Source organism: Streptomyces sp. NPDC104831 (genome assembly GCF_055583025.1).
The window spans coordinates 73,528-99,281 of record NZ_JBVJOT010000016.1 but is presented as its reverse complement, the minus strand read 5'-3'; the positions used below and the strand labels follow the sequence as shown (position 1 = coordinate 99,281).

Genomic DNA, 25,754 nt, shown 5'->3' with positions numbered 1-25,754 from the left:
GTTTGCGCCGTAATAGGGTCACGGCATGCTCAACGCCCTGATGCTGGTGACCGGGGTCGCCGCGCTCCTGCTCGCCGCCTGGTGCGGCTGGGCCGCCTCGCGCGACCAGCCGACGAAGGACTGGCACTTCATCGGCATGGCCGTGGTGTCGGTGCTGGCGCTGGTGCAGCTGGTGGCCGGGATCGTGCAGCTGGCGCGGGGCGAGAAGCCGGAGCAGGGCACGACGATCTTCGTGGCGTATCTGCTGGGCTCGTTCGCGTGCGTCCCGGCCGCGGGGTTCATGTCGCTGGCCGAGCGGACCCGCTGGGGCTCGGTGACGGTCGCCGCGGCCGGGGTGGTGCTGGCCGTCCTGGAAGTACGGCTCTACGACATCTGGGGAGGCTGAGGTGACGGCGGTTCAGGAGAAGCCGGCCCGGCTGATCGGCGGGCCGGGCATGCTGCTGGTCTGGTTCTACGGCGTGATGGTGGTCGGCGCGCTGTCGCGTTCGGTCTACCAGATCGCCACGGAGTTCGACCGGGCGCCGCTGGCGTACACGCTGTCGGCCGTGGCGGGTGTGGTGTACGCGTTCATCACCTACACGCTGGTGCGGGGCGGCGAGACGGCGCGCAGGGCGGCGCTGGTGTGCTGCGCCGCCGAGCTGGCGGGGGTGCTGGTCGTCGGCACGTGGACGCTGGTCGAGCCGTCGGCGTTCCCGGACGCGACCGTGTGGTCGGAGTACGGCATGGGGTACGTGTTCATTCCCGTGCTGCTGCCCCTGTCCGCGATGTACTGGCTGCGGCGGGCGCGGGAGCGCGGGGCGGCCTGAGACGGGCGCCCTTCCCCTCAGGCCGTGGCGACGAAGGCGCCCGCCTCCTTCTCCAGGATGATCAGCTCCACCCCGTCGCCGCCCTTGGTCCGGCCCACCGCCTCGTAGCCCGCCTTGCGGTACAGGCGGAGGTTGCCCTCGCTGCGGTGGCCGGTCTGGAGGCGGAACCGGGTGGTGCCGTGCCGCTCGGCCAGTGCGGCCTCGGCGGCGCGCAGCAGCCGGGCACCGATGCCGTGGCCCTGGAGGCGGGGGTGGACGCACAGCTTGGCGATGGCCGCCGCGCCGTCCTCGGTCGCCCTGCCGCGCACCGAGCCGACCACCTCCTCGCCGAGCCGGGCGACGAAGACGCAGTCGGAGGCGACTTCCCGGCGGACGGAGTCCAGGGTCTGCACGAGCGGGTCGATGCGGTAGTTGCCGTACAACGCGGCCTCGCCCTGGAAGCACAGGTACTGGAGCCTGAAGATCTGCTCCGCGTCCTGCTCGGTCGCCGCCGAGATGGTCACGCTCATGCCCATGTGCGCACGCCTCCCGCTCACCTGATCACCTGTCGTCCCCCACTCCTATCCCCGCGCTTCGCACGCCGCAACCTCCGGTGTGAGCAATCTGCGCAGACAAGCCAGACATCTGGCACGTTCCGGCCCCAGACTGCCCTGTGAGATACCCAACTCCCCCGAGATCTCCCGATAGGTGAGGTCCTCCGGCGAGAGCAGCGCCTCCATCAGGCGCGGGCAGCGGCCGGGCAGGCGGCGGACCGCCCGGCGCAGGGCGCGGTGCCGGGCGGCGGCCAGGGCGTGCTGTTCGGGACCGGGGCCGAGGACGTCGGCGGGTTCCCCGTCGTACGGGCCCTCCCGCCGAGCGGCGTGCCGGCTGCGGCGGGCCTCGGCGCGCACGGCCTCGCGCAGCCAGCCGGGCGGGTCCGGCGGCGGCCCGTCGCTCTCCAGCCGCTCCAGCAGCCGCAGCCAGACGGCCTGCTCCAGATCGCCCGGCTCGCTTCCGCACGCATATGCCTCGGCGGCGGCCTCGGCGGCCAGCAGCGGGCGCAGGGCGGCTACCAGGTGGTGGGTCACACGCGGAACGACGAGCCGCCCCGGCGGCGGGTTGCCGGGGCGGCGCGCACTCACCCCGAACGGGGCGCCGGCCGGTGCGGTGGTTGACGTCGTCAGCCGGCCAGGAAGTCGGCGCGGGCGAGCAGTCCGGTGTCGGCGTTGTCGGTGAAGACGCCGTCGATGCCGGTCGCGAAGTACGTCCGGAAGGCGCCGAGGACGTCGCCGTAGCCGTCGGGGGCGCCGCCCTTGCGGTACTCGGCGGGCAGGAAGGGGTTCTCGTTGCGCAGGGTGTAGGGGTGGACGACGAGGCCCACCCGGTGCGCGTCGGGGACGAGCGTGGTGGGCTCGGCCAGGGTGCCGTCCGCCTTCTTCGGGATGACCAGGTCGACGGTGGGCCCGATGCCCTGCGCGTAGCCGGCGATCTCCCGCAGGCCCTTGGGGGTGACGAGGTCGGCGACCGTGCGCGGGTCGCCCGCCTCGACGAAGTCGTAGGGCCGGCTGTTCGCGGAGGAGAGCAGGACGACCAGGGGGTTGTCGACCAGCCGGTTCAGCCGCTGGATGCTGGTCGGCTCGAAGGACTGGAGGATCACCGGGGAGTGGCGGCCGTCCTTGCCGTACTTGCGCAGCAGCTTCGCCACCCGCTCCTCCAGGCCGAGGCCCAGCTTGCGGAAGTAGGTGGGGTGTTTGGTCTCCGGGTAGATCCAGACCTGCCGGCCGCGCTTGCGGGTCTGCTCGTCCTGCCACTTCAGGACCTCTTCGAAGGTGGGGATCTCCCAGCGGCCGTCGTAGAGGGTGTTGTGCGGCCGGTTGGCGGGGACGCGCTCGACGGCGCGCAGCGTCTTCAGCTCGGCGAGCGTGAAGTCCTCGGTGAACCAGCCGGTGGTGGGGACGCCGTCGAGCAGCTTGGTGGTCCTGCGGCCGGCGAACTCCGGGTGGGCGGCGACGTCCGTGGTGCCGCCGATCTCCGGCTCGTGCCGGCAGACCAGGTGGCCGTCCCTGGTCGGCACCAGGTCGCCCGCCTCGACGACGTCGGCGCCGAGGTCCAGCGCCAGGTCGTAGGAGCCGAAGGTGTGCTCGGGGCGGTAGCCGCTGGCTCCGCGGTGGCCGATGATCGTGGGCACCGGCAGGCCCTTCAGCCCGCGGCCCGCGCGCCCGGCCGCGGGGGCGCCCTCGGCCCGCGCGGTGCCGGGCAGTCCGAGGACCGCTCCGCCCGCGCCCAGCACGGCGGCGCCGAGCAGTGCCCGCCGTCCCGTCGCCCGCGTCTGCCCGTTGTCCTGGTCGCCGCCCATGAGCGCCCTCCTGCCGTTCGGTTCTCCGGTGCGCGCCGATCGTAGGGGCGCACACATGTCCGAAGGGAGGCTCTCGTCCGAACACCGGGGTGCCGTCGGATGTCCGGCGGACAGCGGACGGTGCGGGGGCGCCGGCGGGCGGGGCCCCGGCCGGCGCGATGTCCGTCACATCCGCACAAGGCTGTTACGCGCCGTCCTGGTGACGGCACCGCAGGTAAACCCGTGTCAACAGTTCGTAAGACCTCGGCGAAGCGGGCGTCCCCGATGTGCGCGCGGACGTGCGCCGCGAGTAATGTCCTCACCTGCACAGACTCATATCGCCCCCTTTGACATCGGAGGACCCGTTGTCCCGCTTCGCGCTCATCAAGGCAGTGCTCGGACCGATCATGCGCCTGATGTTCCGCCCCCAGGTGGAGGGCGCGGAGCACATCCCGGGTGACGGTCCGGTGATTCTGGCCGGTAATCACCTCACCTTCATCGACTCGATCGTGCTGCCGCTGGTCACCAAGCGGCAGGTGCACTTCATCGGCAAGGACGAGTACGTCACCGGAAAGGGCGTCAAGGGGCGGCTGATGGCCTGGTTCTTCACCGGCGTCGGCATGGTCCCGGTGGACCGGGACGGGGCGAACGGCGGTGTGGCGGCGCTGATGACGGGCCGTCGGATCCTGGAGGAGGGCCGGATCTTCGGCATCTACCCGGAGGGCACCCGCTCGCCCGACGGCCGGCTGTACCGGGGGCGCACCGGTATCGCGCGGCTGACGCTGATGACCGGCGCCCCGGTGGTGCCGTTCGCCATGGTGGGCACCGACAAGCTCCAGCCGGGGGGCAAGGGCTTCCCGCGGCCGGGCCGGGTGACCGTGCGGTTCGGCGAGGCCATGGAGTTCTCGCGCTACGACGGCATGGACCGCGACCGCTACGTCCTGCGGGCGGTGACGGACTCGGTGATGACCGAGGTGATGCGGCTGTCCGGGCAGGAGTACGTGGACATGTACGCCACGAAGGCGAAGGCCGCCTGAGACCTCGCGGAGGCGGGCGCGGCGACCGCGCCCGTCCGCCTGCCGGTGGAATCTACCCCCGACACATCGGGCATTCGGCCGCAACACCGGGCCATATGACCAACCAACATGTCTTATTCAGACATGTTCACACCTTCTCGGCGTACCCTGCTCCGCACCCCCCTCGCCGCCGCGGGCGCGGGATTCCTGGCAGCCTGCACCAGCTCCGGGCCGCGGTCCGGCTCCGGCCCCCTGCACCCCGGTGACGGGGAGAGGTTCGTCCCGGCCGGGCCCAGGGGGTACGTCAATCCCTCGGACCCGGAGGTGCTGGCCGCCGAGCGCAGACGCGGGGCCGGCCGCGAACGCGTCTTCCGGTTCACCTCCGCGGAGGCCGAGGTGGACATCGGCGGGCGCTCCGTCCGGACCTGGGCGTACAACGAGGAGGTACCGGGCCCACTGGTGCGGGTCACCGCCGGTGACGTGCTCGATCTGACGCTGGCGAACCGGCTGCCCACGACGACCACCCTGCACTCCCACGGGGTGCGGCTGCGCTGCGACATGGACGGCGTCCCCGACCTCACCCAGCGGGCCATCCACCCCGGCACCGACTTCCGCTACCGCTTCACCGTCGCGCACCCGGGCACCTACCTGCTGCACTCCCACGTCGGGATGCAGCCCGACCGGGCCCTGTACGCGCCGCTCGTGGTGGAGGATCCCAGGGAACCCCTCTCCTACGACAAGGAGTGGGTGGTGGTCCTGGACGACTGGCTGGACGGCGTGGCGGGCTCCACCCCCGACAACGTCCTGGAACAGCTCAAGCCCGGCGGCGCCATGGACATGGGCGGCATGGCCATGGGTCCCGGCCACCCGGCGAAGGCGCACCCGGCGCCGTCCAGGAAGAACACCGGCCCCGACCGGGTGCTGCACAAGTCGCACAGCCGCATGCTGCAGGGCGAGGGCGGCAGCGTCGCCTACCCGTACTACCTCGTCAACGGCCGGCTGCCCGACAGCCCGTCGGTGTTCCGCTGCCGGCCCGGCGAACGGGTGCGGCTGCGGATCGTCAACGCCGGCTCCGAGACCGCCTTCCGGGTGGCGCTGGGCGACCACAAGATGACCATCACGCACACCGACGGCTACCCGGTGCGGCACCGGGAGACCGACTCCCTCCTCGTCGGCATGGCGGAGCGGTACGACGTGCTGATCACGGCCCGGGACGGCATGTTCCCGCTGGTCGCGCTCCCCGAGGGCAAGAAGGGCAGGGCGCTCGCCGTCCTGCACACCGGCAAGACGCGCAAGTCCCCGCCCACGGGGGACGTCCACCCCCGCGAACTCGACGGCAACACCGTCCCCGCGCGCCGGCTGCTGCCCCATGAGTCCGTGACCCTGGACGACCGGGTGCCCGACCGCGAGGTGCGCATCCGGATCACCGGGACGATGGCGAAGTTCGACTGGGGGTTCGACCACCGGACCTACACCCCGCAGCAGCGCCACCCGGTCCGGGCCGGCGAGCGGGTACGGCTCACCCTCATCAACGCCACCGACATGTGGCACCCCATGCACCTGCACGGGCACACCTTCGCGGTGACCGGGCTGGACTCGGCGGGCGCCCGCAAGGACACCGCGCTGGTGCTGCCGCACCGGAAGCTGGTGCTCGACTTCGACGCCGACAACCCGGGGCTGTGGATGCTGCACTGCCACAACCAGTACCACTCGGAGAGCGGGATGATGACGGTCCTCGGCTACAAGAAGTGACCCGGGGGCCCGGTCACTCGCCGGCGCTCTCCAGCTTCTGGTCCTTCAGCAGGAACCACGCCACCGCCGACGCCGCCAGCAGGACCACCGCGCCCGCCGCCGAGGCCAGGTGGAGGCCGTGGACGAAGGACTCGCCGGCCGCGTCCAGCAGTGCCCGGGCCTGGTGCGGGGGCAGCTGCGCGGCCGCCTCCGCCGCCGCGCCGAGCGACTCGTGGGCCCCGGCCGGGGTGCCGGCCGGGCCCGTGAAGTCGCGGTAGACGCCGGTCACGATGGAGCCCAGCAGCGCGATGCCGAGGGCCGCGCCGAGTTCGTACGCCGTCTCGGAGACCGCCGAGGCCGAGCCCGCCCGGTCCTTCGGGACGCTGGAGAGGATGACGTCGGCGGTCACCGTGAAGGAGAAGCCGGCGCCGACACCGACCACCAGCAGGGCCGCGCCGAGGACGGGATAGCCGGTGGACCGGCCGATCGTGGTCAGGACCGCCAGGGCGACGCCGACCGCGGCCAGGCCGCCCGCGACCACCACGCGGACCGAGAGGCGCCGGGCGGCCCGGCCCGCGACCAGGCCGGCCGCCACCGCGCCCACCGCGGCGGGCAGTTCCGCGAGGCCCGCCTCGAACGGGCGCCGGCCCTGGACGAGTTGCAGGAACTGGGAGAGGAAGAACACCAGCCCGGACATGCCGAGGACGGTGAGCAGGTCGGCGAGGACCGCCCCGCTGAAGCCGCGGCGCCTGAACAGCCGCATGTCCAGCAGCGGCACCGGCATGGTCAGCTGACGGCGCACGAAGCCGTACAGCGCCGCCGCGCCCAGCAGGCCGGAGCCGAGGGTCGGCCAGGAGAAGCCGTGCGCCGCCGCCTCCTTGACCGCGTAGACCAGGGTGATCATGCCGACCAGCGACAGCAGCACGCTGGCCAGGTCCCACGGGCCCGGGTGCGGGTCGCGGGACTCGGGCAGGGTGCGGGCGCCGACCAGCACCAGGACGGCCATCACCGGCAGGTTGATCAGGAAGACCGAGCCCCACCAGAAGTGTTCGAGGAGGAAACCGCCGGCGATCGGGCCGACGGCCGTGCCGGCGGAGGCGGTGGCGCCCCAGATGCCGACGGCCAGGCTGCGTTCGCGCGGGTCGTGGAAGATGTTGCGGATCAGCGCCAGGGTGGCGGGCATCAGGGTCGCGCCCGCGACGCCGAGCAGCGCCCGGGCCAGGATCATCAGCTCGGGCGTGGTGGCGTAGGCGTTGAGCACGGACAGCGCGCCGAACGCGGTGGCGCCGACGAGCAGGATCCGCTTGCGGCCGATGCGGTCGCCGAGGCTGCCCATGGAGACCAGCAGACCGGCGATGACGAAGGAGTAGACGTCGCCGATCCACAGCAGCTGGGTGCCGGAGGGGTCGAGGTCCTCGCTGATGTAGGGGGTCGCCAGGCCGAGGACGGTGGCGTCGACGGCCACCAGCAGCACGGCCAGGACCAGGACGGACAGCGCCAGCCAGCGGCCCGGGCGCCTCACCGCCCCGGTCGCCGGTGCCGGCCGCAGGGTGCTGGTCATGGTTCCTCTCTTCGCAGAGCGCCGCCGAGCAGCAGCTCGGCGATCATGGTCGGGAAGTCCCGGGAGGCCACCCGGCCGTCCAGGGTGGCCCAGGCGCACGAGGCGATGAGCCCGTACAGCGCCTCGGTGAGCCAGACCGGACTGAGATCGATGCGGAATTCGCCGGCGCGCTGACCGCGCTGGAACAGGGCGCCGATCCGGGCGTCCAGGCGCTGCCAGCCCTCGTTCAGCCCGTCGCCCTCCCACAGCTGGTTCTCGCCGTAGAGGAACGACAGCAGTCCGGCGGCCGGCTGGATCTCCCGGACCAGCCGGCGCACGGCCTCGGCCGCGGGCCCCTCCTCGGGCCGGGCCCGGTCCAGCGCGCCCGCGCACTCCGCGATGCCGAGCTGCTCCAGCGCCCGCACGAGCGCGTCGCGTCCGGCGAAGTGGCGGTGCAGCGTGGCCCGGCTGATCCCGGCGGCCTTGGCGACCTCGTCCATGGTCGCGGTGGATTTGCGGGTCAGCAGGGCGGCTGCGCTGCGCAGCACGTGGTCACGGTCCAGGGCCATGAGACAAGGGTAGCCCAGATGAGACATTGATGTCTCATCGCGGGCATGCGTGACTCGTCTCCGCGGGGTCGCGCGGGGTGCTCGTCAGTGCCAGGGCAGCCGCCGGCGCCGCTCCCAGTAGGCGTCCGGGTCCTCCCGCAGCGGGGCGAGGGAGGCCAGCCGGTCCTCGTCGAGGTCGACGGCGGGGGCGTGCAGGTTGGACAGGAGCTGCGGGACGGTCGCGGCACCGGAGAGGACCACGCCCGCCCAGGGCCGGCGCAGGATCCAGGCGAGGGCGACCGCGTCGCAGCCGAGTCCGGTGGCGGCGGCCACGGACTGGAGCGCGGCCGGGGCGTGCGGTGCGGCCAGCCGGCCGTTCGCCAGGCCCTCCTTGACGATCACGGTGAGCCCGGCGTCGTGCGCCTCGGCGAGGGCGGGCCCGGCCGAGGTCTCCAGGAGGTTGTACGTCGACTGGACGGTGCGGAAGAGGGGTTCGCCGCCGACCGTGACGGCGAGGGCCGCGCGGATGGCGTCGGCCTGGGCGGGGCCGCTGGTGGAGAAGCCGACGGTGAGGCCCCGGGCGGCGGCCTCGGCCAGCCTGGCGTGCAGGGCCTCGTCGGTCAGGGCCGGGCTGTCCGGTGTCACCGAGTGGATCTGGTAGAGGTCGAGCCGGTCGCCGAGCAGGGCGTCGGTCTCGGCGCGCTGCCGGTCGTAGGCGGCGAGGCTGTGGTCCTTGACCTCGTGCGTCCCGGCGTCCGCCGACCAGCCGGCGGTGTAGGTGTAGCCCCATTTGCTGCCGATGACCACGTCGTCGGCGCCGGGGTTCTCCCGGAGCCAGTCCGCGAGGAACTCCTCGGAGCGGCCGTAGGAGCGGGCGGCGTCGAAGTAGCGGACGCCCTGGGCGTAGGCGGCGTCGAGGAGGGCGTGGGTGCGGGTGCGCAGCGCTTCGGCGTCGCGGTGCTCTCCGAGATCCTCGTCGCGGCCGAGGTTGATGTAGCCGGGGCGGCCCACCGCGGCGAGGCCGAAGCCGATGTGGCAGGTGGGGGTGGTCGCCGTGACCAGTCGGGCGAAGGGCATCGCGGGGGTCCGTTCGGTCGGCTCCGATGGGCTCGTGACCAACCTAACCCCGCGATGACCTCCGTGTTCGCCGACGGGGCGCTCCCCTACCGCTTCTTCTTGGCCTCGGCCCACTCGTGCTGGTGTGCCACGTCCGCCTTGACCTCCGCCAGCTGGACGGCCACCGCGCTCGGGGCCGTGCCGCCCCGGGCGTCGCGGGAGGCCAGGGCGCCGGGGACGTTCAGGACCGTGCGGACCTCGGGGGTGAGGTGGGGGGAGATCTCCGCGAACTGCTCGTCCGTGAGGTCGTCCAGTTCCCCGCCCTCGGCCTCGGCGGCCTTGACGCACTCCCCCGCGACCTCGTGCGCCACCCGGAAGGGCACGCCCCGCTTCACCAGCCACTCGGCGATGTCGGTGGCGAGGGAGAAGCCGGCCGGGGCCAGCTCCTCCATGCGCTCGCGGTGGACGGTGAGGGTGGCGATCATGCCGGTGAAGGCGGGGAGCAGCACCTCCAGCTGGTCGCAGGAGTCGAAGACCGGCTCCTTGTCCTCCTGGAGGTCGCGGTTGTACGCGAGGGGCAGCGCCTTGAGGGTGGCCAGCAGGCCGGTGAGGTTGCCGATCAGGCGGCCGGACTTGCCGCGGGCCAGCTCGGCGATGTCCGGGTTCTTCTTCTGCGGCATGATCGACGAGCCGGTGGAGAAGGCGTCGTGCAGGGTCACGAAGGAGAACTCCTTCGTGTTCCAGATGATGATCTCCTCGGCGATCCGGGAGAGGTTCACGCCGATCATCGCGGTGATGAAGGCGAACTCCGCGACGAAGTCCCGGGAGGCGGTGCCGTCGATGGAGTTGCCGGCGCTGCCGTGCTCGAAGCCGAGGTCGCGGGCGACCGCCTCCGGGTCCAGACCCAGGGAGGAGCCGGCCAGGGCCCCGGAGCCGTACGGCGACACGGCCGTCCGCTCGTCCCACTGGCGCAGCCGCTCGGCGTCCCGGGACAGGGACTGCACATGGGCGAGGACGTGGTGGGCGAAGAGCACCGGCTGGGCGTGCTGGAGGTGCGTGCGGCCGGGCATGGCCACGTCCGGGTGGGCCTCGGCCAGTGCGATCAGGGCGTCCTGGAGGTCGGCGATCAGGCCGCCGATGATCCGGCCGTGGTCGCGCAGGTACATCCGGAAGAGGGTGGCCACCTGGTCGTTGCGGGACCGGCCGGCGCGCAGCTTGCCGCCGAGGTCCGGGCCGAGGCGCTCCAGCAGGCCGCGCTCCAGGGCGGTGTGCACGTCCTCGTCGGCGATGGTGCCCACGAAGGCACCCGACGCCACGTCCGCCTCCAGCCGGTCGAGGCCGGCCAGCATCCGGGTCAGCTCCTCCTCGGTGAGCAGCCCCGCCCGGTGCAGCACGCGCGCGTGGGCACGCGAGCCGGCGATGTCGTAGGGGGCGAGCCGCCAGTCGAAGTGGACGGACGCGGACAGCTTCGCCAGGGCCTCGGCGGGTCCGTCGGCGAACCGGCCGCCCCAGAGCCGTACGTCACCGCTGTTGCTGCTCACTTGCGTTGCTCCTCGAAGCTCGTGATGTGCCACCGCCTCCGCGCGCGGGGAGGCGGCTGTCGGGCCGGTGCGGGTGAGGTGACGCCCGCGGGTCAGACCAGGTCGCGCTTGGCGGCGATCCTGGACGACAGGCTGTAGATGTCGATGAAGCCCTTGGCCGCCGACTGGTCGAAGGTGTCGCCCGTGTCGTAGGTGGCGAGGTCGAAGTCGTACAGCGACTCCTTCGAGCGCCGGCCGGTGACGACCGCGCGCCCGCCGTGCAGGGTCATCCGGATGTCGCCGCAGACGTGCTGGTTGGCCTCGTCGACGAAACCGTCCAGGGCGCGCTTGAGCGGGGAGAACCACTGGCCGTCGTAGACCAGTTCGCCCCAGCGCTGCTCGACCTGGCGCTTGTAGCGGGCGAGTTCGCGCTCGACGGTGACGTTCTCCAGCTCCTGGTGGGCGGTGATCAGGGCGATGGCGCCCGGGGCTTCGTAGACCTCTCGGGACTTGATGCCGACCAGGCGGTCCTCGACCATGTCGATCCGGCCGACGCCCTGGGCGCCGGCGCGCTCGTTGAGCCGCCGGATGGCCTGGAGGACGGTGACGGGCTCGCCGTCGAGGGCGACCGGGGCACCCTTGTCGAAGGTGATGACCACCTCGTCGGCCTCGCGGGGGGTGGCCGGGTCGGCGGTGTACTCGTAGACGTCCTCGATCGGGGCATTCCAGATGTCCTCCAGGAAGCCCGTCTCGACGGCGCGTCCGAAGACGTTCTGGTCGATGGAGTACGGGGACTTCTTGGTGGTGGCGATCGGGAGCCGCCTGGCCTCGCAGAAGGCGATCGCCTTGTCCCGGGTCATGGCGTAGTCGCGGACCGGGGCGATGCACTTCAGGTCGGGGGCGAGGGCGGCGATGCCGGCCTCGAAACGGACCTGGTCGTTGCCCTTGCCGGTGCAGCCGTGGGCGACCGTGGTGGCGCCGTGCTTCCTGGCGGCGGCGACCAGGTGCTTGACGATCGCCGGCCGGGACAGGGCGGAGACCAGCGGGTAGCGGTCCATGTACAGGGCGTTGGCCTTGATCGCCGGGAGGCAGTACTCGTCGGCGAACTCGTCCTTGGCGTCCGCGACCTCCGCCTCGACGGCGCCGCACGCGAGGGCGCGCTTGCGGATGACGTCCAGGTCCTCCCCGCCCTGGCCGACGTCGACCGCGACGGCGATGACCTCGGCGCCCGTCTCCTCGGCGATCCAGCCGATGGCGACGGAGGTGTCCAGACCGCCCGAGTAGGCGAGTACGACGCGCTCGGTCACGGGGGTTCTCCTCACACTGCATTCACTGACATGCATGAGTATGCAGTGCTCTGCATGATTCGTCAATCGGCATCAAGGGCGGAGGAATACTTAGACAGTCGAAGAAAACTCGTCGATAATCGTCGGACATGGGAAAGACGTACGAGCGCATAGACGGCAGGCTGCGTGCCTTCATCGAGGAGCAGCCCCTCTTCTTCACCGCGACCGCCCCGCTCTCCGGCGACGGCACGGTCAACCTCTCCCCCAAGGGCCTCAAGGGCTCCTTCGTGGTGCTGGACGAACTCACCGTGGCCTACCTGGACTTCGCCGGGTCCACCGCCGAGACCATCGCCCACCTGCGGGAGAACGGGCGGATCACCCTCATGTGGTGCGCCTTCCAGGGCCCGCCCAACATCGTGCGCGTGCACGGCCGGGGCGAACCCGTCTTCCGCGACGACCCGCGCTTCCCGGACCTCCTCGCCCGCTTCCCGGACATCGACCACACCGCGCACGGACTGCGCGCCGTCATCGTGGTGCACGCCGACGTGGTCCGCGACTCCTGCGGCTACGCCGTCCCCTTCATGGCGTACGAGGAGGACCGCGATCTGCACGGGCGGCGCTTCGCCCGCGAGGACGACGCCTCGCTGAGCGCGTACTTCACCAAGAAGGAGCACATCGCGACCAGCCTGGACGGACTGCCCGGACTGCCGTTGCCGCTGCCGCCGTCTAGCGTCTGAGGCATGCGCCCCGGTGTGGTCCCCGCCCTCGTGTCCGTCTCCTGTCTCGCCCTGCTCGGTGCCGCCCCCGGCCGGGACCCGGCACCGCTGCCGGCCACCATGGCGGACACCGGCGGCGGCAGCCAGCTGATCGTCGCCGAGGCCCCGGACACCGGCGCCACCGAGGGCACGGTGACCTGGTGGGACCTGCGGGACGGGCGGTGGACCCCGGCCGGGTCCGCACCGGCCCGCTTCGGCGCGGGCGGGCTGGTGGAGGGCACCGCCCGCACCCAGGGCACCGGGACGACACCGACCGGCCTGTACGACCTGCCCTTCGGCTTCGGCGTCGAGCCGGCGCCGGCCGGGACGAGCGTGGAGTACCGGGCCGTCCGGGACGGTTCCTGGTGGTGCCAGGACAACGACTCCCGCTCCTACAACCGCTGGGTCGACCCGCTGCCCGCCGACTGCCGCGCCGCCGAGTCCGAGCACCTGGCCGACTACCGCGAGCAGTACGCCCACGCCCTGGTCATCGGCTTCAACTACGACCGGCCCGTGCGCGGGCGCGGCGCCGGGATCTTCCTGCACGTCGACGGGCGGGGGGCGACGTCCGGTTGTGTGTCGGTGCCCCGGGACGCCATGGAGCGGATCCTGCGCTGGGCGGCGCCGGACCGCCGGCCGCACATCGCGGTGGGGACCGAGACCGGGGCCACCGCCGTCACCCGCTACTGAGGCTGTCGGTGCTGATCGGCGGGCGCCGGCTGCACCGGATGGGCGCGGAGGCGGGCCAGTTCTTCCGCTGGCGCTTCCTCGCCCCGGGGCTGCGCTTCAGCTCGCACCCGTACTCCCTGTCGGCCGCGCCGCGCCCGGACGTCCTGCGGATCACGGTGAAGGCGAACGGCGACCACAGCGCCCGGCTGCGGGAGCTGGCGCCCGGCACCCGGGTGTGGGCGGAGGGCCCGTACGGCGCCCTGACCGCGCGGCGCCGCAGCCGGGGCAAGGTGCTGCTGGTCGCGGGCGGGGTGGGGATCACACCGATGCGGGCCCTGTTCGAGACGCTGCCGGGGGCCGCCGGGGACCTCACCCTGCTGTACCGGGCGGGCTCCACCCGGGACCTGGCGCTGTGGGACGAGCCGGCGGCGATCGCCGAGGAGCGGGGCGCCCGGCTGATGTACGCGGTGAACGGCCCCGGCGGCACGCGTCCGGAGATCTCCGCGCGGACCCTCCGGCGGAAGATCCCGGACCTCGACCGGCACGACGTCTTCCTGTGCGGGCCGCCCGGCATCGCCCGGTCGGTGTACGAGGCGCTGCGCGGGGCCGGGGTGCCCGCCCGCCGCATCCACCACGAGTCGTTCGAGAGGTGAGCGGAGCCGCCGGGCGAACGGCCCCGCGCCGGTCGGTGGCCGGGGCGTCCGGCCCGGCCGGGGTGCGCACGGTCGCCGGCGGATGGATCATCCGGGCGGAGGCGGTCCAGGCGACCTCGGCGACCGCACGGCGCGGCCGGCCGTCCCCGGCCGGACCGGGAGGCGGTGGCGGCGGGGAGGACCGGCACCGGCTCCCTCTTCGGCACCGCCCGCACCGGGACCGGCTGCCGCCGGTCCTCGCATCCGCCCCGGACCGGGCCGGTGCCCGGTCCCGCCGCCTCAGTGGCCGTTCTGCGCCAGCCGCAGCAGATGGTCCGCCAGCGCCTGGCCCCCCGTCGGCTCCCGGCTGATCAGCAGCAGCGTGTCGTCGCCGGCGATCGTGCCGAGGATGTCGTGGAGTTCGGCCTGGTCGATGGCGGAGGCCAGGAACTGCGCGGCCCCGGGGGGCGTCCGCAGGACCACGAGGTTCGCCGACGCCTCCGCGGAGATCAGCAGCTCCTGGGAGAGCCGCCGCATCCGCTCCTCCTTCGCCGACTCCCCGAGCGGGGCACGCGGCGTGCGGAACCCCCCCTCGCTGGGCACCGCGTAGATCAGGTCGCCGTCGGTGTTGCGGATCTTGACCGCGTTCAGCTCGTCGAGGTCCCGGCTGAGCGTCGCCTGCGTGACGTTCAGCCCGTCGTCCGCGAGCAGCTTCGCCAGCTGGCTCTGCGACCGCACCGGCTGCCGGTTGAGGATGTCCACGATCCGGCGGTGCCGTGCGGTGCGGGTCTGCGGTACGGCGGGCCCGGCCCCCACGCCCTGGTCGTGGTCCTGCGCCTCGCTCATCGTCGTCTCATTCTCCGGATCGTCCGTCCCCAGCCACAGGGCTCGCTGCGTCGAGGATGCCGGGCAGCGCCCCGAGCAGCGCGTCCGCCTCGTCGTCGCGCAGGTTCAGCGGCGGCATGAGCCGTACGACGTCGGGGGCGGGCGCGTTCACGAGGAACCCGGCCTCCTGGGCCGCCGCCTGCGCCTGTGGCGCGTGCGGCCCGGTGAGCACGATACCCAGGAGCAGGCCCCCGCCCCGGACACCCTGGATCAACGGGTGGTTCAGCGCCTCGATCCCCTCCCGCAACCTCTCGCTCTGCCGCTTGACGTGGTCCAGCAGGCCTTCGCCCTCGATGGTGTCGAGCACGGCGAGTCCGGCGGCGCAGGCGACCGGGTTGCCGCCGAAGGTGGTCCCGTGGTGGCCGGGCCCGAGCAGTTCGGCGGCCCGGCCGAAGGCCACGGTCGCGCCGAGCGGCAGCCCGCCGCCGAGCTGCTTGGCGAGGGTGACGACGTCGGGCAGTACGCCCTCGTGGGCCTGGTAGGCGAACCAGGTGCCGGTCCGGCCGATGCCGGTCTGCACCTCGTCCAGGACCAGCAGCGCGCCGGTGGCGGCGGTGATCGCGCGGGCGGCCTTGAGGTAGCCGGCCGGGGGCACGACCACGCCGTTCTCGCCCTGGATCGGCTCGAGGATCACGAGGGCGGTGTCCTCGGTGACCGCGGCGGCCAGCGCCTGGGCGTCGCCGTAGGGGACGTGGGTGACGTCGCCGGGCAGCGGCCGGAACGGGTCCTGTTTGGCGGGCTGGCCGGTGAGCGCGAGGGCGCCCATCGTCCGGCCGTGGAAGCCGCCGTCGGTGGCGACCACGTGGGTGCGCCCGGTCAGCCGGCCGATCTTGAAGGCGGCCTCGTTGGCCTCGGCGCCGGAGTTGCAGAAGAAGACCCGGCCGTCCCGGCCGAACAGGCGCAGGAGCCGTTCGGCGAGGGCGACGGTCGGCTCGGCCATGAAGAAGTTGGAGATGTGGCCGAGGGAGGCGATCTGCCCGCTGACGGCCGCGACGACGGCGGGGTGGGCGTGGCCGAGCGCGTTGGTGGCGATGCCGCCGACGAAGTCGAGGTACTCCCGGCCCTCGGCGTCCCACACCCGGGTGCCCTCGCCGCGTACGAGGGGCAGGCGCGGGGTGCCGTAGTTGTTCATCAGCGCGCCCTGCCACCGCGCGGTCAGTTCCTGGTTGCTCATGACTCCCCCTGTGCGTCCGGTACGACCATGGTGCCGATGCCCTCGTCGGTGAAGATCTCCAGCAGGATCGAGTGCTGGACCCGGCCGTCGATGACCCGGGCGGTGGTGACGCCGTTGCGCACGGCGTGCAGGCAGCCCTCCATCTTGGGCACCATGCCGGAGCCGAGGTCCGGCAGCAGCTTCTCCAGCTGGGAGGCGGTGAGGCGGCTGATCACCTCGTCGGAGTTCGGCCAGTCCTCGTAGAGCCCCTCGACGTCGGTGAGGACCATGAGGGTCTCGGCGCCGAGGGCGGCGGCGAGTGCCGCGGCGGCCGTGTCGGCGTTGACGTTGTAGACGTGTCCGTCGTCCGCGGAGCGGGCGATGGAGGAGACGACCGGGATCCGGCCGTCGGCGAGCAGGGCCTCGATGGCGCCGGTGTCGATGCCGGTGATCTCGCCGACCCGCCCGATGTCGACCGGTTGCCCGTCGATCTCGGGGACGTGCCTCGTCGCGGTGATGGTGTGCGCGTCCTCGCCGGTGAGGCCGACGGCGAGCGGGCCGTGCCGGTTCAGCAGACCGACCAGCTCGCGCTGCACCTGCCCGGCGAGCACCATCCGTACGACGTCCATGGCGTCCTCGGTGGTGACGCGCAGGCCCGCCTTGAACTCGCTGGCGATGCCGTGCCGGTCGAGGGCGGCGCTGATCTGCGGGCCGCCGCCGTGCACGACGACCGGCTTGAGGCCGGCGTGGTGCAGGAAGACGACGTCCTGGGCGAAGGCGGCCTTCAGTTCCTCGTCCACCATGGCGTTGCCGCCGAACTTGATGACGACGACCTTGCCGTGGTGCCGGGTGAGCCAGGGCAGCGCCTCGATGAGGATGCGGGCCTTGGGCAGCGCGGTGTGCTTACGGGTTGTCATGAGGAGTAGGCGCTGTTCTCGTGGACGTAGTCGGCGGTCAGGTCGTTGGTCCAGATGGTCGCGGTCTCGGTGCCCGCGGCCAGGTCGGCGACGATGTGCACCTCGCGGTAGCGCATGTCGACCAGGTCGCGGTCCGCGCCGACGGAGCCGTTGCGGCACACCCAGACGCCGTTGATGGCGACGTTGAGCCGGTCGGGTTCGAAGGCGGCCCGGGTGGTGCCGATCGCGGAGAGGACACGGCCCCAGTTGGGGTCCTCGCCGTGGATCGCGCACTTGAGGAGGTTGTTGCGGGCGATGGAGCGGCCCACCTCGACGGCGTCCTCCTCGGTCGCCGCGTTGACGACCTCGACCTTGATGTCCTTGCTGGCGCCCTCGGCGTCGCCGATGAGCTGCCGGCCGAGGTCGTCGCAGACCCGGCGGACGGCCTCGGCGAAGTCGTCGTAGTCCGGGGTGAGGCCGCTGGAGCCGGAGGCGAGCAGCAGCACGGTGTCGTTGGTGGACATGCAGCCGTCGGAGTCGACGCGGTCGAAGGTGACCCGGGTGGCCGCGCGCAGCGCCTTGTCCAGCACCTCGCTTTCCAGGTCGGCGTCGGTGGTGAGGACGACCAGCATGGTGGCGAGGCCGGGGGCGAGCATGCCGGCGCCCTTGGCCATGCCGCCGACGGTCCATCCTCCCCCGGAGACCACGGACGTCTTGTGGACGGTGTCGGTGGTCTTGATGGCGATCGCGGCCTTCTCGCCGCCGTGCTCGGACAGCTGTGCCGCGGCCGTCTCCACGCCCGTAAGGACCTTGTCCATGGGCAGCAGCACGCCGATCAGGCCCGTGGAGCACACGGCGACCTCGACGGCGCCCCGGCCGAGCACCTCGGCGGCCTTCTCGGCGGTGGCGTGGGTGTCCTGGAAGCCCTTCGGTCCGGTGCAGGCGTTGGCGCCGCCGGAGTTCAGGACGACGGCCGAGACCTGGCCGCCCTTGAGGACCTGCTCGGACCACAGCACCGGGGCCGCCTTGACGCGGTTGGAGGTGAAGACGCCCGCGGCGGCACGGCGGGGCCCGTTGTTGACCACGAGGGCCAGGTCGGGGTTGCCGTTCTCCTTGATCCCGGCGGCGATCCCCGCCGCCGTGAATCCCTTGGCTGCCGTGACGCTCACGGTGCGACTCCGATCGTGGAAAGCCCGGTGGTCTCGGGGAGACCCAGGGCGATGTTCATGCTCTGGACGGCACCGCCGGCGGTGCCCTTGGTCAGGTTGTCGATGGCGCTGATCGCGATGACGCGGCCCACGGCGGCGTCGTAGGCGACCTGTACCTGCACGGCGTTGGAACCGTGGACGGACGCCGTGGACGGCCACTGGCCCTCGGGGAGCAGGTGGACGAAGGGCTCGTCGGCGTACGCCTTCTCGTAGGCGGCGCGGACGCCGTCGGCCGTCACGCCCGCGACCGCGGACGCGCTGCACGTGGCGAGGATCCCGCGCGGCATCGGGGCCAGGGTCGGGGTGAAGGAGACCTTCACCGGCCGCCCGGCGACGGCGCCGAGGTTCTGGATCATCTCCGGGGTGTGCCGGTGGCCGCCGCCGACGCCGTAGGGCGACATGGAGCCCATGACCTCGCTGCCCAGCAGGTGCGGCTTGGGGGCCTTGCCCGCGCCGGAGGTGCCGGACGCGGCGACGATCACCGCCTCCGGTTCGACGAGTCGGGCCGCGTAGGCCGGGAACAGGGCGAGGGAGACGGCGGTCGGGTAGCAACCGGGCACCGCGATGCGCCTGGACCCCGTGAGCGCGGCACGGGCACCCGGGAGTTCGGGGAGGCCGTAGGGCCAGGTGCCGGCGTGCGGGGAGCCGTAGAAGGCCTCCCAGTCGGCCGGGTCCTTCAGCCGGAAGTCGGCGCCCATGTCGACCACGAGGACGTCGGGGCCGAGCCGTTCGGCGACGGCGGCGGACTGTCCGTGGGGCAGCGCGAGGAAGACCACGTCGTGCCCGGCGAGAGCCTCGGGCGTGGTCTCGGCCAGCACCCGGTCGGCCAGCGGCAGCAGGTGCGGCTGGAGCACCCCGAGCCGCTGCCCCGCGTTGGAGTTCCCGGTCAGGGCGCCGATCTCTACCTCGGGGTGCGCGAGGAGCAGGCGCAGGACCTCTCCGCCCGCGTATCCGCTCGCTCCGGCCACCGCTGCACGTACTGCCATGTCCATCCTCCTCTGATGGCATGACTATACGTATCGCTGCACTTTTATGCAATGGACTTGGGCAGCATCACCCAGCGGGAGACGACGAAGGTGACCGGGATCGCCGCGGCGGAGGCGAGCAGCGGGGCGAAGCGGCTCCCGGCGTGCAGGACGTCCACGATCACGTACACCCCGGCCGTCGTGATCAGGAAGTTGGTGAGGTTGGTCAGCGGGAACAGCAGGAATTTCCGCCAGGTGGGACGGGTCCGGTAGGTGAAGCGGGCGTTCAGGAAAAAGGAGCCGATCATGGCGAGCGTGAAAGCCAGGATGTGTGCCGCGAGATAGGGCAGGCCGGTCAGGAACAACAGGTAAAGGCAGTAGTAGGTCGCCGTATTGACGACACCGACCACCGCGAAGGTCAGTATCTGCCGCATCAGGGAATGAGGTCCTTGGTCCGTTCCACGTTGGTCGCCTTCACCAGGAAGTGCGGGCGCCCCTTCACCTCGTAGTAGATGCGGCCGGTGTACTCCCCGATGACTCCCAGCATGACCATCTGTACGCCCGCGAGGGCGGTCACGGCGGTGATGATGGTCACATAACCGGGGGTCTGGACGCCGTTGACGAGCGCGGCGCCCACGATCCAGGCGGTGTACAGGCCCGCGCACAGCAGCAGGGTCACCCCGAGCCAGAGGGCGGCGCGCAGCGGGCGGTTGTTGAAGGACAGCAGGCCGTCGAGGCCGTAGTTGAGCAGTCCGCGCAGGTTCCAGGAGCTGCGGCCGGCCTCGCGGACGGCATTCCGGTACTCGAAGGTGGTGCTCGGGAAGCCCACCCAGGCGAACAGCCCCTTGGAGAAGCGGTTGTACTCGGTCAGGCCCAGCACCGCGTCCACCACCCGGCGCGACATCAGCCGGAAGTCCCCGACGCCGTCCACGAGTTCGACGTCGACCAGGCGGTTGACGAGCCGGTAGTACAGGCGCGCGGTGAGGGTCCGGGTCAGCCGGTCGCCGGTACGGGTGCGCCGGGCGATGACCTGGTCGTGGCCCTGTTCGCGCAGCTCGACCATCCGCTTGATCAGCCGCGGCGGGTGCTGCAGGTCGGCGTCCATGACGATCACCGCGTCGCCCGCGGCGTGCCGCAGGCCGGCGAGCAGGGCCGCCTCCTTGCCGAAGTTGCGGCTGAAGGAGACGTAGCGGACCCGGGAGTCCTGCCCGGCCAGCTCCTCCAGGACGGCGAGGGTGCGGTCCCGGCTGCCGTCGTCGACGTAGACGAACTCCATGTCGTGGCCGAGGGGCAGCAGTTCCTCGGCGACGTTCTGGACCTCCTCGTGGAAGCGGGCGAGGACGTCTTCCTCGTTGTAGCAGGGCGCGACGATGGATATCAGCATGGTGGATTCCCCCTGGGCGCGGTCAGTGAGCGGTGGTCACCCGCTCGCGCGGTGATGTGGTCGTGGGCGGCGCCGGGGCGCGGCGGCGGCGCAGGGCGGTGCCGGCGGTCAGCACGCCGAGGACGAGCAGCGAGGCGCCCCCGACCGCCGTGCCCAGCCGGAGGCCGGGTGGGTGATAGGTGCAGGTCAACGTGGTCGCCGCGGGGCCGAGGGGGACGGCGATCAGGCCGTGGTACTCCCCCGCCGGCCGGGCCGGGGCGTCCCCCGCGGCGCACCGCCAGCCGGCGATGCGGGGCGCCGCCAGGACCGCGAGGCCCCGGCTCCCGGCGGGCAGCCGGGCGTGGACGGTGCCGTCGGAGACGGTGACGTCGGTGGCGCCGGCGGCCGTCAGGCGCGCGGCGGCGGTGCGCAGCCGGCCGGTGTCCAGGCAGCCGATCGCGCCGGGCGGGATCCTGCCGGGCCGGTCCGGGGTGAGCCGGACGGTCAGCCGCCCGGAGGCGGGGGCGGTGCCGAGCGGGGCCAGGGCGGCACGGCTGCGCGTGTCCTTGGCGTGGAAGACCACGGGGGCACCCCCGTCCAGCCGGGCGGTGCCGGAGTAGTGCGGGGCCCACAGGTGCACCTGGGTGCCGGCCGGGCAGCGGGCGGTGATCTCCGGCCGGGTCCGGGCGGTGCCGGAGCCGACCCGGCGGTCCGGCAGCGGCCTGCCCGAGTCGTCCCGGACGGTGGGGGCGGGGACGGTGTAGACGCGGCCGCCGAGCAGGATCTCCTGGTTGCGGTAGGGCGAGTCGCCGAAGGACCGGGTGTCCGGGTGGGTCCGCACGGTCACCAGCGGCGGCACGTCCCGCCGGGTCAGGTGCACCGGGCGCTGGTGCGGCGGCGCGTGCTTCTGGTGCGGGTCGGACGGGGAGTGCACCCGGGCGCCGACGGAGAAGAGCACGTCCGTGACGGCGTTGTCCAGGCTCTGCACGCTGCGCCCCCGCGAGGTCCAGCCGCCGCCGAGCGCGGTCAGGGTACGGCTGAGGACGTCGGAGGTCAGGCTGCTGTAGTACTGGGCGCCCTCGCCGCCCACCAGCAGCGGGTCGTTGCCGACGGTCTGCTCCCGGCCGGGGTCCGTGCGGTGGCGGGGCCAGTCGTCGGCCTCGGCGATCAGCGCGGACTGCCGGTCCTGCCGCTCGCCCCAGGGCGCGTAGTCGTCCAGGTGGGCGAGGTGCAGCCGGGTGGTGACGGCCGTGGTGGCGGCGCTCTCCCCGGTCTGGGCGCCGAGCAGCAGGACGGCGGCCAGGGAGGCGAGGCCGCGGCGCCGCCCGGCGCGGGCCAGCAGCACCAGCCCGCCGAGGGCGCCGGCGACGGCGAGCAGCAGCACCGGCCAGGTGAGGGGCCGCAGCACGGCGCTGCGGCCGGCGAGGGCGGTGATCAGGGCGAACAGCGGGGCGGCGAGGCCGAGGGCGCGCGGGCCGGGCGGGCCGTGGGACAGGGTGTGCCAGGCGGCGATGACGAGCAGTCCGCACACCACGAAGGTCTGCCGGTAGGGGCTGCCCTGCGGGGTGGCGAAGGCGTGCCAGACCAGGTGGGTGGGGGCCCACTGGAGGGACAGGACCGCGAGGACCACCAGGGCCGTCCAGCCGGCCCGGACCCGGCCCGGGACCGCCCGGTGGAAGGGCAGGGCGAGGGCCAGCAGCAGGGTGGTGGTGCCGGCGTAGAGCGCGGGTGAGCCCCAGCCGTACGCCGTCGGCAGCAGCCGGGCGAGCACGTCCTCGGCCGGTACCGGGGCGAAGGCGCGCACCCGGCCCGGGTAGGCGTGCCGGGTGCCGAAGTAGACGGTCAGCACCAGCGGGGCGGCGAGGCCCACGCCGAGGGCGGTGGTGAGGGCGGCGCGGCCGGCCGCCGCGAGGGCCTGCCGGCGGGGCGGCCGGATGAGGACGAGGCGGAGCAGCAGCACCAGGGCGGCGCCGAGCGTGGCCATGTAGGCGGTGTAGAAGTTGGCGGTCCAGGCGAGCGCGACGATCAGCACGCCGGGCAGGCGCCGGCGTCCGGTGCGCGCCCACTCGCCGGCCAGGCACAGCAGGGGCAGGGCGATCAGCCCGTCGAGCCACATCGGGTTGTAGTCGGCGTCGGCGAGGGTCCAGCCGCACAGCGCGTAGGAGGCGCCGAGCAGGCCCGCCGCCCACCAGCGGCCGGGCCGGAGGACCAGCAGCAGCCCGGCCATGGCCGCGGCGGCGCAGGCGATCTTCAGGACGGTGATCGCGTACACCGCGAGGTCGATCTCGTCGCGGGGGAAGAGGGCGACCAGCAGGGCGAACGGGCTGCCGAGGTAGGTGCCGAGGTCGGGCAGGAACGAGGCGCCGTAGCCGGACTGCCAGTTGACGAGGAGGCCGCCCTCGGCCCTGCCGTGCAGCAGGTCCCACAGGTGGGCGTGGAAGGGCACGAACTGGTTGCCGAGGTCGTTGACGGCGCGGGTGCGCGGTCCGAAGGGGTAGCTGCGCGCGAGGGCGTCACCGGCGCAGAACGCGGTGACCGCGAGGGCGGCGGCGAGCAGGCAGGCGGCCCGCCCCGGCCGGGACACCGCTTTCACACCCGGTTCCCGTCCGGGCGCGGCCGGGAGTTCCCCCGGGCATTGCCGGGTGCGTCCGGTGGAGTGCTGCGATGCATTTTCGGTGTCCTCACAGAATGCGTACCCCGTCTATTCGCGGACTTAGACGGAGGACCATTCCGAATGGTTGTGTGCTCACCGAAAAATCGGGCGACTTCCCGCGGAGCGGGGAAACGCCGCGTGAATTTGATGACCGAAAGGGAAACTCTGCATTTCCGGCAGGTGTTTTTAGGGTGAACCGGCCTTCCGGGCCGCGTAGGCGCGGGCCGCCCGGACCCGGTTGCCGCACTTGGTGGTGCACCAGCGGCGGGCGCCGTGGGAGCGCAGGAACCAGCGCGCGCAGCCCCGGGCGGCGCACTCGGTGAGCTGGGCCGCGTCGGCGCCGGTGAGCAGGTCGCCGGCGTCCTCGGCCAGCAGGAAGAGCGCGGCGGCGACCGGGTCGCCGGAGTCGGGGGCGTCGCACCGGCGGGGGCCGTCGGCACCCCAGAGCAGGCGGGGGGTGACGGGGGCCGCGGCGAGGGCGGCGTTCAGGGTGCCGAGGGCGTCGCCGGGCGGCCGGTCCCCGGCGGCGCGGGCCGCGAAGAGGGCCCGCAGCGCCTCCCGCAGGGCGCGCAGCCGGCCGGACTGGCCGTCGTCGAGGTCCGCCCGGTCGGGCAGCAGTGCCTGCCGGACCAGCCACAGGTGCGCGGCCTCGGTGCCGTCGAGCAGGTCGACCCGGCCGTGGCTGACGGTGAACCGGGTGTTGACCAGCGCCAGCGAGGCGTACCGGTCCTCGCCGGGGACCGGGAGCCGGTGCAGGTACACGGGTGTCTCAAAATCCACGTCCCTCATGGTATTCCTTGCGGTTCTCCGTGAGAATGACTTAGCGTTCCTCACGGAGAACCGAAGTGAAAACCGTGAGAGGTGAGCTGTCGTGGCCTTCGATGTGGACGCGCTGCGCAAGGACTTCCCGATCCTGGGGCGGACGGTGGCGAGCGGCGCGCCGCTGGTCTACCTGGACTCCGGGGCCACCACGCAGAAGCCGCTCCAGGTCCTGGACGCCGAGCGGGACTTCTACCTGACCCGCAACGCCGCCGTGCACCGCGGCGCGCACCAGCTGGCCGGCGAGGCGACGGAGGCGTACGAGCAGGCGCGGCACGCGATCGCCCGGTTCATCGGCGCCGCCGACGACGAGGTGGTCTTCACCAAGAACACCACCGAGGCCGTCAACCTCGTCGCGTACGCGCTGGGCAACGCCGGCCGGATCGGGCCCGGCGACCGGATCGTGGTCACGGAGATGGAGCACCACGCCAACCTGGTGCCCTGGCAGCAGCTGGCCGGGCGGACGGGCGCGACGCTGGACTGGTTCGGCCTGACCGACGAGGGCCGGCTGGACCTGACCCGGGCGGACGAGCTGCTGGACGAGCGCACCAAGGTGCTCGCCCTCACCCACCAGTCCAACGTCCTCGGCACCCTCAACCCGGTCCGGGAGCTGGCCGACCGGGCCCACGCGGTGGGGGCGCTGGTGGTGGTGGACGGCGCCCAGTCCGTGCCGCACCGCCCGGTGGACGTGACGGAGCTGGGCGCGGACTTCCTGGCCTTCTCCGGGCACAAGATGCTCGGCCCGAACGGCGTCGGCGTGCTGTGGGGCCGCGCGGAGCTGCTGGCCGGCCTGCCGCCGTTCCTGACCGGCGGCTCGATGATCGAGATCGTGGAGATGGACCGCACCACCTTCCTGCCGCCGCCGCAGCGCTTCGAGGCGGGTGTGCCGATGACCGCGCAGGCGGTGGGGCTCGCGGCGGCGGTGGAGTACCTGGAGCGGCTGGGCATGGCGGAGGTCGCGGCGTACGAGGACACGCTCACCGCCCGCGCCCTGGAGCTGCTCGCCGAGGTGCCGGGGGTGCGGATCGTCGGTCCGGGCGACCTCACCGACCGGGGCTCCGCCGTCTCCTTCACGGTGGACGGTGTCCATCCGCACGACGTCGGGCAGGTGCTGGACGAACGGGGCGTCGCCGTCCGGGTGGGCCACCACTGCGCCCGGCCGCTCGCCCGGCGCTTCGGCGTGGCGGCGACCACCCGGGCGAGCTTCTACGTCTACAACACGCCGGAGGAGGTCGACGCGCTGGTGGCGGGGGTGCGGGCGGCCCAGCGCTACTTCGGCGTCTGAGCGCGTACGCGAACGTCCCCGCGACCCCGGTGGCGGGGACGTGCGCGGGGCGACCGCCGTGGACGTCTCGGAGTTCACCGCGTCCGGCGCGGCGGCGAGCGTGACGGCCTTCGCCGGCGTGGGCGGCAAAATGGGGAAGGGGTACGAGCACGCCAATGGGGCGGGCCGGGACCGGACGGGAAGAGGGGCAGACCGCCAGGGATGCGTGAGGAAGAGTTCTGGCCGGTGGCCGATCTGCCGGCCTACCTGTCCGGGCGCTGGCACGTCGAGCGCACGGTGCGGGACCTGGCGGGCGGGGACGACGGGCGGTTCACCGGGACCACGGTCTTCGGCCCGCTGGAGGGCGGGGGGCTGCTGCACGAGGAGTCGGGCGTCTTCACCTGGCGCGGGGTGGCCAGGCCGGCCACCCGGACGCTGCGGTTCCTGCCGGGGCCCGCGCCGGGCCGGGCGGACGTGCGCTTCGCGGACGGGCGGCCCTTCCACGACCTGGACCTGACCACGGGCCGGTACGTCGCCGACCATCCGTGTGCGGCCGACCTCTACCGCGGCGAGTTCACGGTCCTGGACGCCGGCCGCTGGCGCACGGTCTGGCGGGTCGGCGGCCCGGCGAAGGACCTGGTGCTCACCACCGACTACACCCGCGAGCCCTGAGGC

General features: G+C 73.1%; 25 protein-coding genes and 1 pseudogene. 9 read left to right on the top strand and 17 right to left on the bottom strand.

The window, feature by feature from the left end; genetic code table 11:
• Window positions 1-25 precede the first annotated feature (25 nt).
• Together ACZ63H_RS13920 and ACZ63H_RS13915 are read left to right on the top strand one after the other, a co-directional pair.
• Window positions 26-385 carry a hypothetical protein gene (locus tag ACZ63H_RS13920; RefSeq protein ID WP_467935851.1) on the top strand — a complete coding sequence of 120 codons (360 nt, stop codon included), beginning with the start codon at window positions 26-28 and terminating at the stop codon, window positions 383-385.
• Between the two features lies 1 nt (window position 386).
• Window positions 387-806 (top strand): hypothetical protein, encoded by a 420-nt coding sequence (locus ACZ63H_RS13915; RefSeq protein ID WP_467935849.1) that lies wholly within the window; start codon window positions 387-389, stop codon window positions 804-806.
• A gap of 17 nt (window positions 807-823) precedes the next feature.
• On the opposite strand, the gene ACZ63H_RS13910 is transcribed toward ACZ63H_RS13915, so the two are convergent.
• The 3 genes from ACZ63H_RS13910 to ACZ63H_RS13900 form a co-directional block, all read right to left on the bottom strand.
• Window positions 824-1,321 (bottom strand): GNAT family N-acetyltransferase, encoded by a 498-nt coding sequence (locus ACZ63H_RS13910; RefSeq protein WP_469864665.1) that lies wholly within the window; start codon window positions 1,319-1,321, stop codon window positions 824-826.
• Window positions 1,322-1,366: 45 nt separating this feature from the next.
• Entirely contained in the window at window positions 1,367-1,873 is a 507-nt protein-coding gene (locus tag ACZ63H_RS13905) for an RNA polymerase sigma factor (RefSeq protein ID WP_469864604.1), read from the bottom strand.
• Between the two features lie 92 nt (window positions 1,874-1,965).
• Entirely contained in the window at window positions 1,966-3,141 is a 1,176-nt protein-coding gene (locus ACZ63H_RS13900) for a glycerophosphodiester phosphodiesterase (RefSeq protein WP_469864602.1), read from the bottom strand.
• Between the two features lie 326 nt (window positions 3,142-3,467).
• On the opposite strand from ACZ63H_RS13900, the gene ACZ63H_RS13895 reads away from it, so the two are divergent.
• Together ACZ63H_RS13895 and ACZ63H_RS13890 are read left to right on the top strand one after the other, a co-directional pair.
• Complete coding sequence (locus tag ACZ63H_RS13895) at window positions 3,468-4,157, top strand: lysophospholipid acyltransferase family protein (RefSeq protein ID WP_469864600.1); 690 nt, start codon at window positions 3,468-3,470, stop codon at window positions 4,155-4,157.
• Between the two features lie 123 nt (window positions 4,158-4,280).
• On the top strand, window positions 4,281-5,888 hold the full coding sequence (locus ACZ63H_RS13890; RefSeq protein ID WP_469864598.1) for a multicopper oxidase family protein: 1,608 nt from the start codon (window positions 4,281-4,283) through the stop codon (window positions 5,886-5,888).
• Window positions 5,889-5,901: 13 nt separating this feature from the next.
• Here the strand turns inward: ACZ63H_RS13890 and ACZ63H_RS13885 are convergent, their stop codons facing one another.
• From ACZ63H_RS13885 to ACZ63H_RS13865, 5 genes are all read right to left on the bottom strand, one after another.
• Entirely contained in the window at window positions 5,902-7,428 is a 1,527-nt protein-coding gene (locus ACZ63H_RS13885; protein WP_469864596.1) for an MFS transporter, read from the bottom strand.
• Window positions 7,425-7,976 carry a TetR/AcrR family transcriptional regulator gene (locus ACZ63H_RS13880; RefSeq protein ID WP_467935841.1) on the bottom strand — a complete coding sequence of 184 codons (552 nt, stop codon included), beginning with the start codon at window positions 7,974-7,976 and terminating at the stop codon, window positions 7,425-7,427. The genes ACZ63H_RS13885 and ACZ63H_RS13880 overlap by 4 nt, the downstream gene beginning before the upstream one ends.
• 84 nt (window positions 7,977-8,060) lie before the next feature.
• Window positions 8,061-9,032, bottom strand: coding sequence for an aldo/keto reductase (locus tag ACZ63H_RS13875; protein ID WP_469864594.1), 972 nt, complete (start codon window positions 9,030-9,032; stop codon window positions 8,061-8,063).
• Window positions 9,033-9,118: 86 nt separating this feature from the next.
• Window positions 9,119-10,552: an argininosuccinate lyase gene (argH, locus tag ACZ63H_RS13870; RefSeq protein ID WP_469864592.1), complete on the bottom strand. Its 1,434-nt coding sequence runs from the start codon at window positions 10,550-10,552 to the stop codon at window positions 9,119-9,121.
• A 92-nt stretch (window positions 10,553-10,644) separates the two neighbouring features.
• Window positions 10,645-11,838, bottom strand: a complete 1,194-nt coding sequence (locus ACZ63H_RS13865; protein WP_469864590.1) for an argininosuccinate synthase — start codon at window positions 11,836-11,838, stop codon at window positions 10,645-10,647.
• Between the two features lie 128 nt (window positions 11,839-11,966).
• On the opposite strand from ACZ63H_RS13865, the gene ACZ63H_RS13860 reads away from it, so the two are divergent.
• The 3 genes and pseudogenes from ACZ63H_RS13860 to ACZ63H_RS13850 all read left to right on the top strand — a co-directional run.
• Window positions 11,967-12,554: a pyridoxamine 5'-phosphate oxidase family protein gene (locus ACZ63H_RS13860; RefSeq protein ID WP_030781143.1), complete on the top strand. Its 588-nt coding sequence runs from the start codon at window positions 11,967-11,969 to the stop codon at window positions 12,552-12,554.
• A gap of 3 nt (window positions 12,555-12,557) precedes the next feature.
• Window positions 12,558-13,262: a L,D-transpeptidase family protein gene (locus tag ACZ63H_RS13855; protein WP_469864588.1), complete on the top strand. Its 705-nt coding sequence runs from the start codon at window positions 12,558-12,560 to the stop codon at window positions 13,260-13,262.
• Between the two features lie 2 nt (window positions 13,263-13,264).
• Window positions 13,265-13,894 (top strand): annotated as a pseudogene (locus ACZ63H_RS13850) (ferric reductase); the annotation flags it as partial.
• A 279-nt stretch (window positions 13,895-14,173) separates the two neighbouring features.
• On the opposite strand, the gene ACZ63H_RS13845 reads toward ACZ63H_RS13850, so the two are convergent.
• From ACZ63H_RS13845 to ACZ63H_RS13805, 9 genes are all read right to left on the bottom strand, one after another.
• Complete coding sequence (locus ACZ63H_RS13845; protein ID WP_469864586.1) at window positions 14,174-14,719, bottom strand: arginine repressor; 546 nt, start codon at window positions 14,717-14,719, stop codon at window positions 14,174-14,176.
• Window positions 14,720-14,726: 7 nt separating this feature from the next.
• A complete protein-coding gene (locus ACZ63H_RS13840; protein WP_469864584.1) occupies window positions 14,727-15,932 on the bottom strand; it encodes an acetylornithine transaminase in 1,206 nt (401 codons plus the stop codon).
• Window positions 15,929-16,828, bottom strand: a complete 900-nt coding sequence (argB, locus tag ACZ63H_RS13835) for an acetylglutamate kinase (protein WP_469864582.1) — start codon at window positions 16,826-16,828, stop codon at window positions 15,929-15,931. Before argB ends, ACZ63H_RS13840 begins: the two co-directional genes overlap by 4 nt.
• Complete coding sequence (argJ, locus tag ACZ63H_RS13830) at window positions 16,825-17,976, bottom strand: bifunctional glutamate N-acetyltransferase/amino-acid acetyltransferase ArgJ (RefSeq protein WP_469864580.1); 1,152 nt, start codon at window positions 17,974-17,976, stop codon at window positions 16,825-16,827. The genes argB and argJ overlap by 4 nt, the downstream gene beginning before the upstream one ends.
• Complete coding sequence (argC, locus tag ACZ63H_RS13825; protein WP_469864578.1) at window positions 17,973-19,001, bottom strand: N-acetyl-gamma-glutamyl-phosphate reductase; 1,029 nt, start codon at window positions 18,999-19,001, stop codon at window positions 17,973-17,975. Before argC ends, argJ begins: the two co-directional genes overlap by 4 nt.
• A 44-nt stretch (window positions 19,002-19,045) precedes the next feature.
• Window positions 19,046-19,414, bottom strand: a complete 369-nt coding sequence (locus tag ACZ63H_RS13820; RefSeq protein ID WP_469864576.1) for a GtrA family protein — start codon at window positions 19,412-19,414, stop codon at window positions 19,046-19,048.
• Window positions 19,414-20,364, bottom strand: a complete 951-nt coding sequence (locus ACZ63H_RS13815) for a glycosyltransferase family 2 protein (protein WP_469864574.1) — start codon at window positions 20,362-20,364, stop codon at window positions 19,414-19,416. Before ACZ63H_RS13815 ends, ACZ63H_RS13820 begins: the two co-directional genes overlap by 1 nt.
• Before the next feature lie 22 nt (window positions 20,365-20,386).
• On the bottom strand, window positions 20,387-22,936 hold the full coding sequence (locus tag ACZ63H_RS13810) for a YfhO family protein (RefSeq protein ID WP_469864572.1): 2,550 nt from the start codon (window positions 22,934-22,936) through the stop codon (window positions 20,387-20,389).
• A 246-nt stretch (window positions 22,937-23,182) separates the two neighbouring features.
• Complete coding sequence (locus tag ACZ63H_RS13805) at window positions 23,183-23,785, bottom strand: ABATE domain-containing protein (RefSeq protein WP_469864570.1); 603 nt, start codon at window positions 23,783-23,785, stop codon at window positions 23,183-23,185.
• 82 nt (window positions 23,786-23,867) lie between these two features.
• On the opposite strand from ACZ63H_RS13805, the gene ACZ63H_RS13800 reads away from it, so the two are divergent.
• Window positions 23,868-25,100 (top strand): cysteine desulfurase, encoded by a 1,233-nt coding sequence (locus tag ACZ63H_RS13800; protein ID WP_469864568.1) that lies wholly within the window; start codon window positions 23,868-23,870, stop codon window positions 25,098-25,100.
• Window positions 25,101-25,301: 201 nt separating this feature from the next.
• The gene (locus ACZ63H_RS13795; RefSeq protein ID WP_469864566.1) at window positions 25,302-25,751 is read left to right on the top strand and encodes a DUF6314 family protein; all 450 of its coding nucleotides are present in this window, start codon (window positions 25,302-25,304) and stop codon (window positions 25,749-25,751) included.
• The last annotated feature ends 3 nt before the right edge of the window (window positions 25,752-25,754 follow it).

Excerpts from the sequence above, each read along its gene's own strand:
- ACZ63H_RS13815 (WP_469864574.1), bottom strand. The coding sequence starts at position 20,364 with ATGCTGATATCCATCGTCGCGCCCTGCTACAACGAGGAAGACGTCCTC.
- ACZ63H_RS13805 (WP_469864570.1), bottom strand. The coding sequence starts at position 23,785 with ATGAGGGACGTGGATTTTGAGACACCCGTGTACCTGCACCGGCTCCCG.
- argB (WP_469864582.1), bottom strand. The coding sequence starts at position 16,828 with ATGACAACCCGTAAGCACACCGCGCTGCCCAAGGCCCGCATCCTCATC.
- ACZ63H_RS13860 (WP_030781143.1), top strand. The coding sequence starts at position 11,967 with ATGGGAAAGACGTACGAGCGCATAGACGGCAGGCTGCGTGCCTTCATC.
- ACZ63H_RS13885 (WP_469864596.1), bottom strand. The coding sequence starts at position 7,428 with ATGACCAGCACCCTGCGGCCGGCACCGGCGACCGGGGCGGTGAGGCGC.
- ACZ63H_RS13820 (WP_469864576.1), bottom strand. The coding sequence starts at position 19,414 with ATGCGGCAGATACTGACCTTCGCGGTGGTCGGTGTCGTCAATACGGCG.
- ACZ63H_RS13900 (WP_469864602.1), bottom strand. The coding sequence starts at position 3,141 with ATGGGCGGCGACCAGGACAACGGGCAGACGCGGGCGACGGGACGGCGG.
- ACZ63H_RS13855 (WP_469864588.1), top strand. The coding sequence starts at position 12,558 with ATGCGCCCCGGTGTGGTCCCCGCCCTCGTGTCCGTCTCCTGTCTCGCC.
- ACZ63H_RS13845 (WP_469864586.1), bottom strand. The coding sequence starts at position 14,719 with ATGAGCGAGGCGCAGGACCACGACCAGGGCGTGGGGGCCGGGCCCGCC.
- ACZ63H_RS13875 (WP_469864594.1), bottom strand. The coding sequence starts at position 9,032 with ATGCCCTTCGCCCGACTGGTCACGGCGACCACCCCCACCTGCCACATC.
- ACZ63H_RS13880 (WP_467935841.1), bottom strand. The coding sequence starts at position 7,976 with ATGGCCCTGGACCGTGACCACGTGCTGCGCAGCGCAGCCGCCCTGCTG.
- ACZ63H_RS13910 (WP_469864665.1), bottom strand. The coding sequence starts at position 1,321 with ATGGGCATGAGCGTGACCATCTCGGCGGCGACCGAGCAGGACGCGGAG.
- argC (WP_469864578.1), bottom strand. The coding sequence starts at position 19,001 with ATGGCAGTACGTGCAGCGGTGGCCGGAGCGAGCGGATACGCGGGCGGA.
- ACZ63H_RS13920 (WP_467935851.1), top strand. The coding sequence starts at position 26 with ATGCTCAACGCCCTGATGCTGGTGACCGGGGTCGCCGCGCTCCTGCTC.
- ACZ63H_RS13840 (WP_469864584.1), bottom strand. The coding sequence starts at position 15,932 with ATGAGCAACCAGGAACTGACCGCGCGGTGGCAGGGCGCGCTGATGAAC.
- ACZ63H_RS13890 (WP_469864598.1), top strand. The coding sequence starts at position 4,281 with ATGTTCACACCTTCTCGGCGTACCCTGCTCCGCACCCCCCTCGCCGCC.
- ACZ63H_RS13795 (WP_469864566.1), top strand. The coding sequence starts at position 25,302 with ATGCGTGAGGAAGAGTTCTGGCCGGTGGCCGATCTGCCGGCCTACCTG.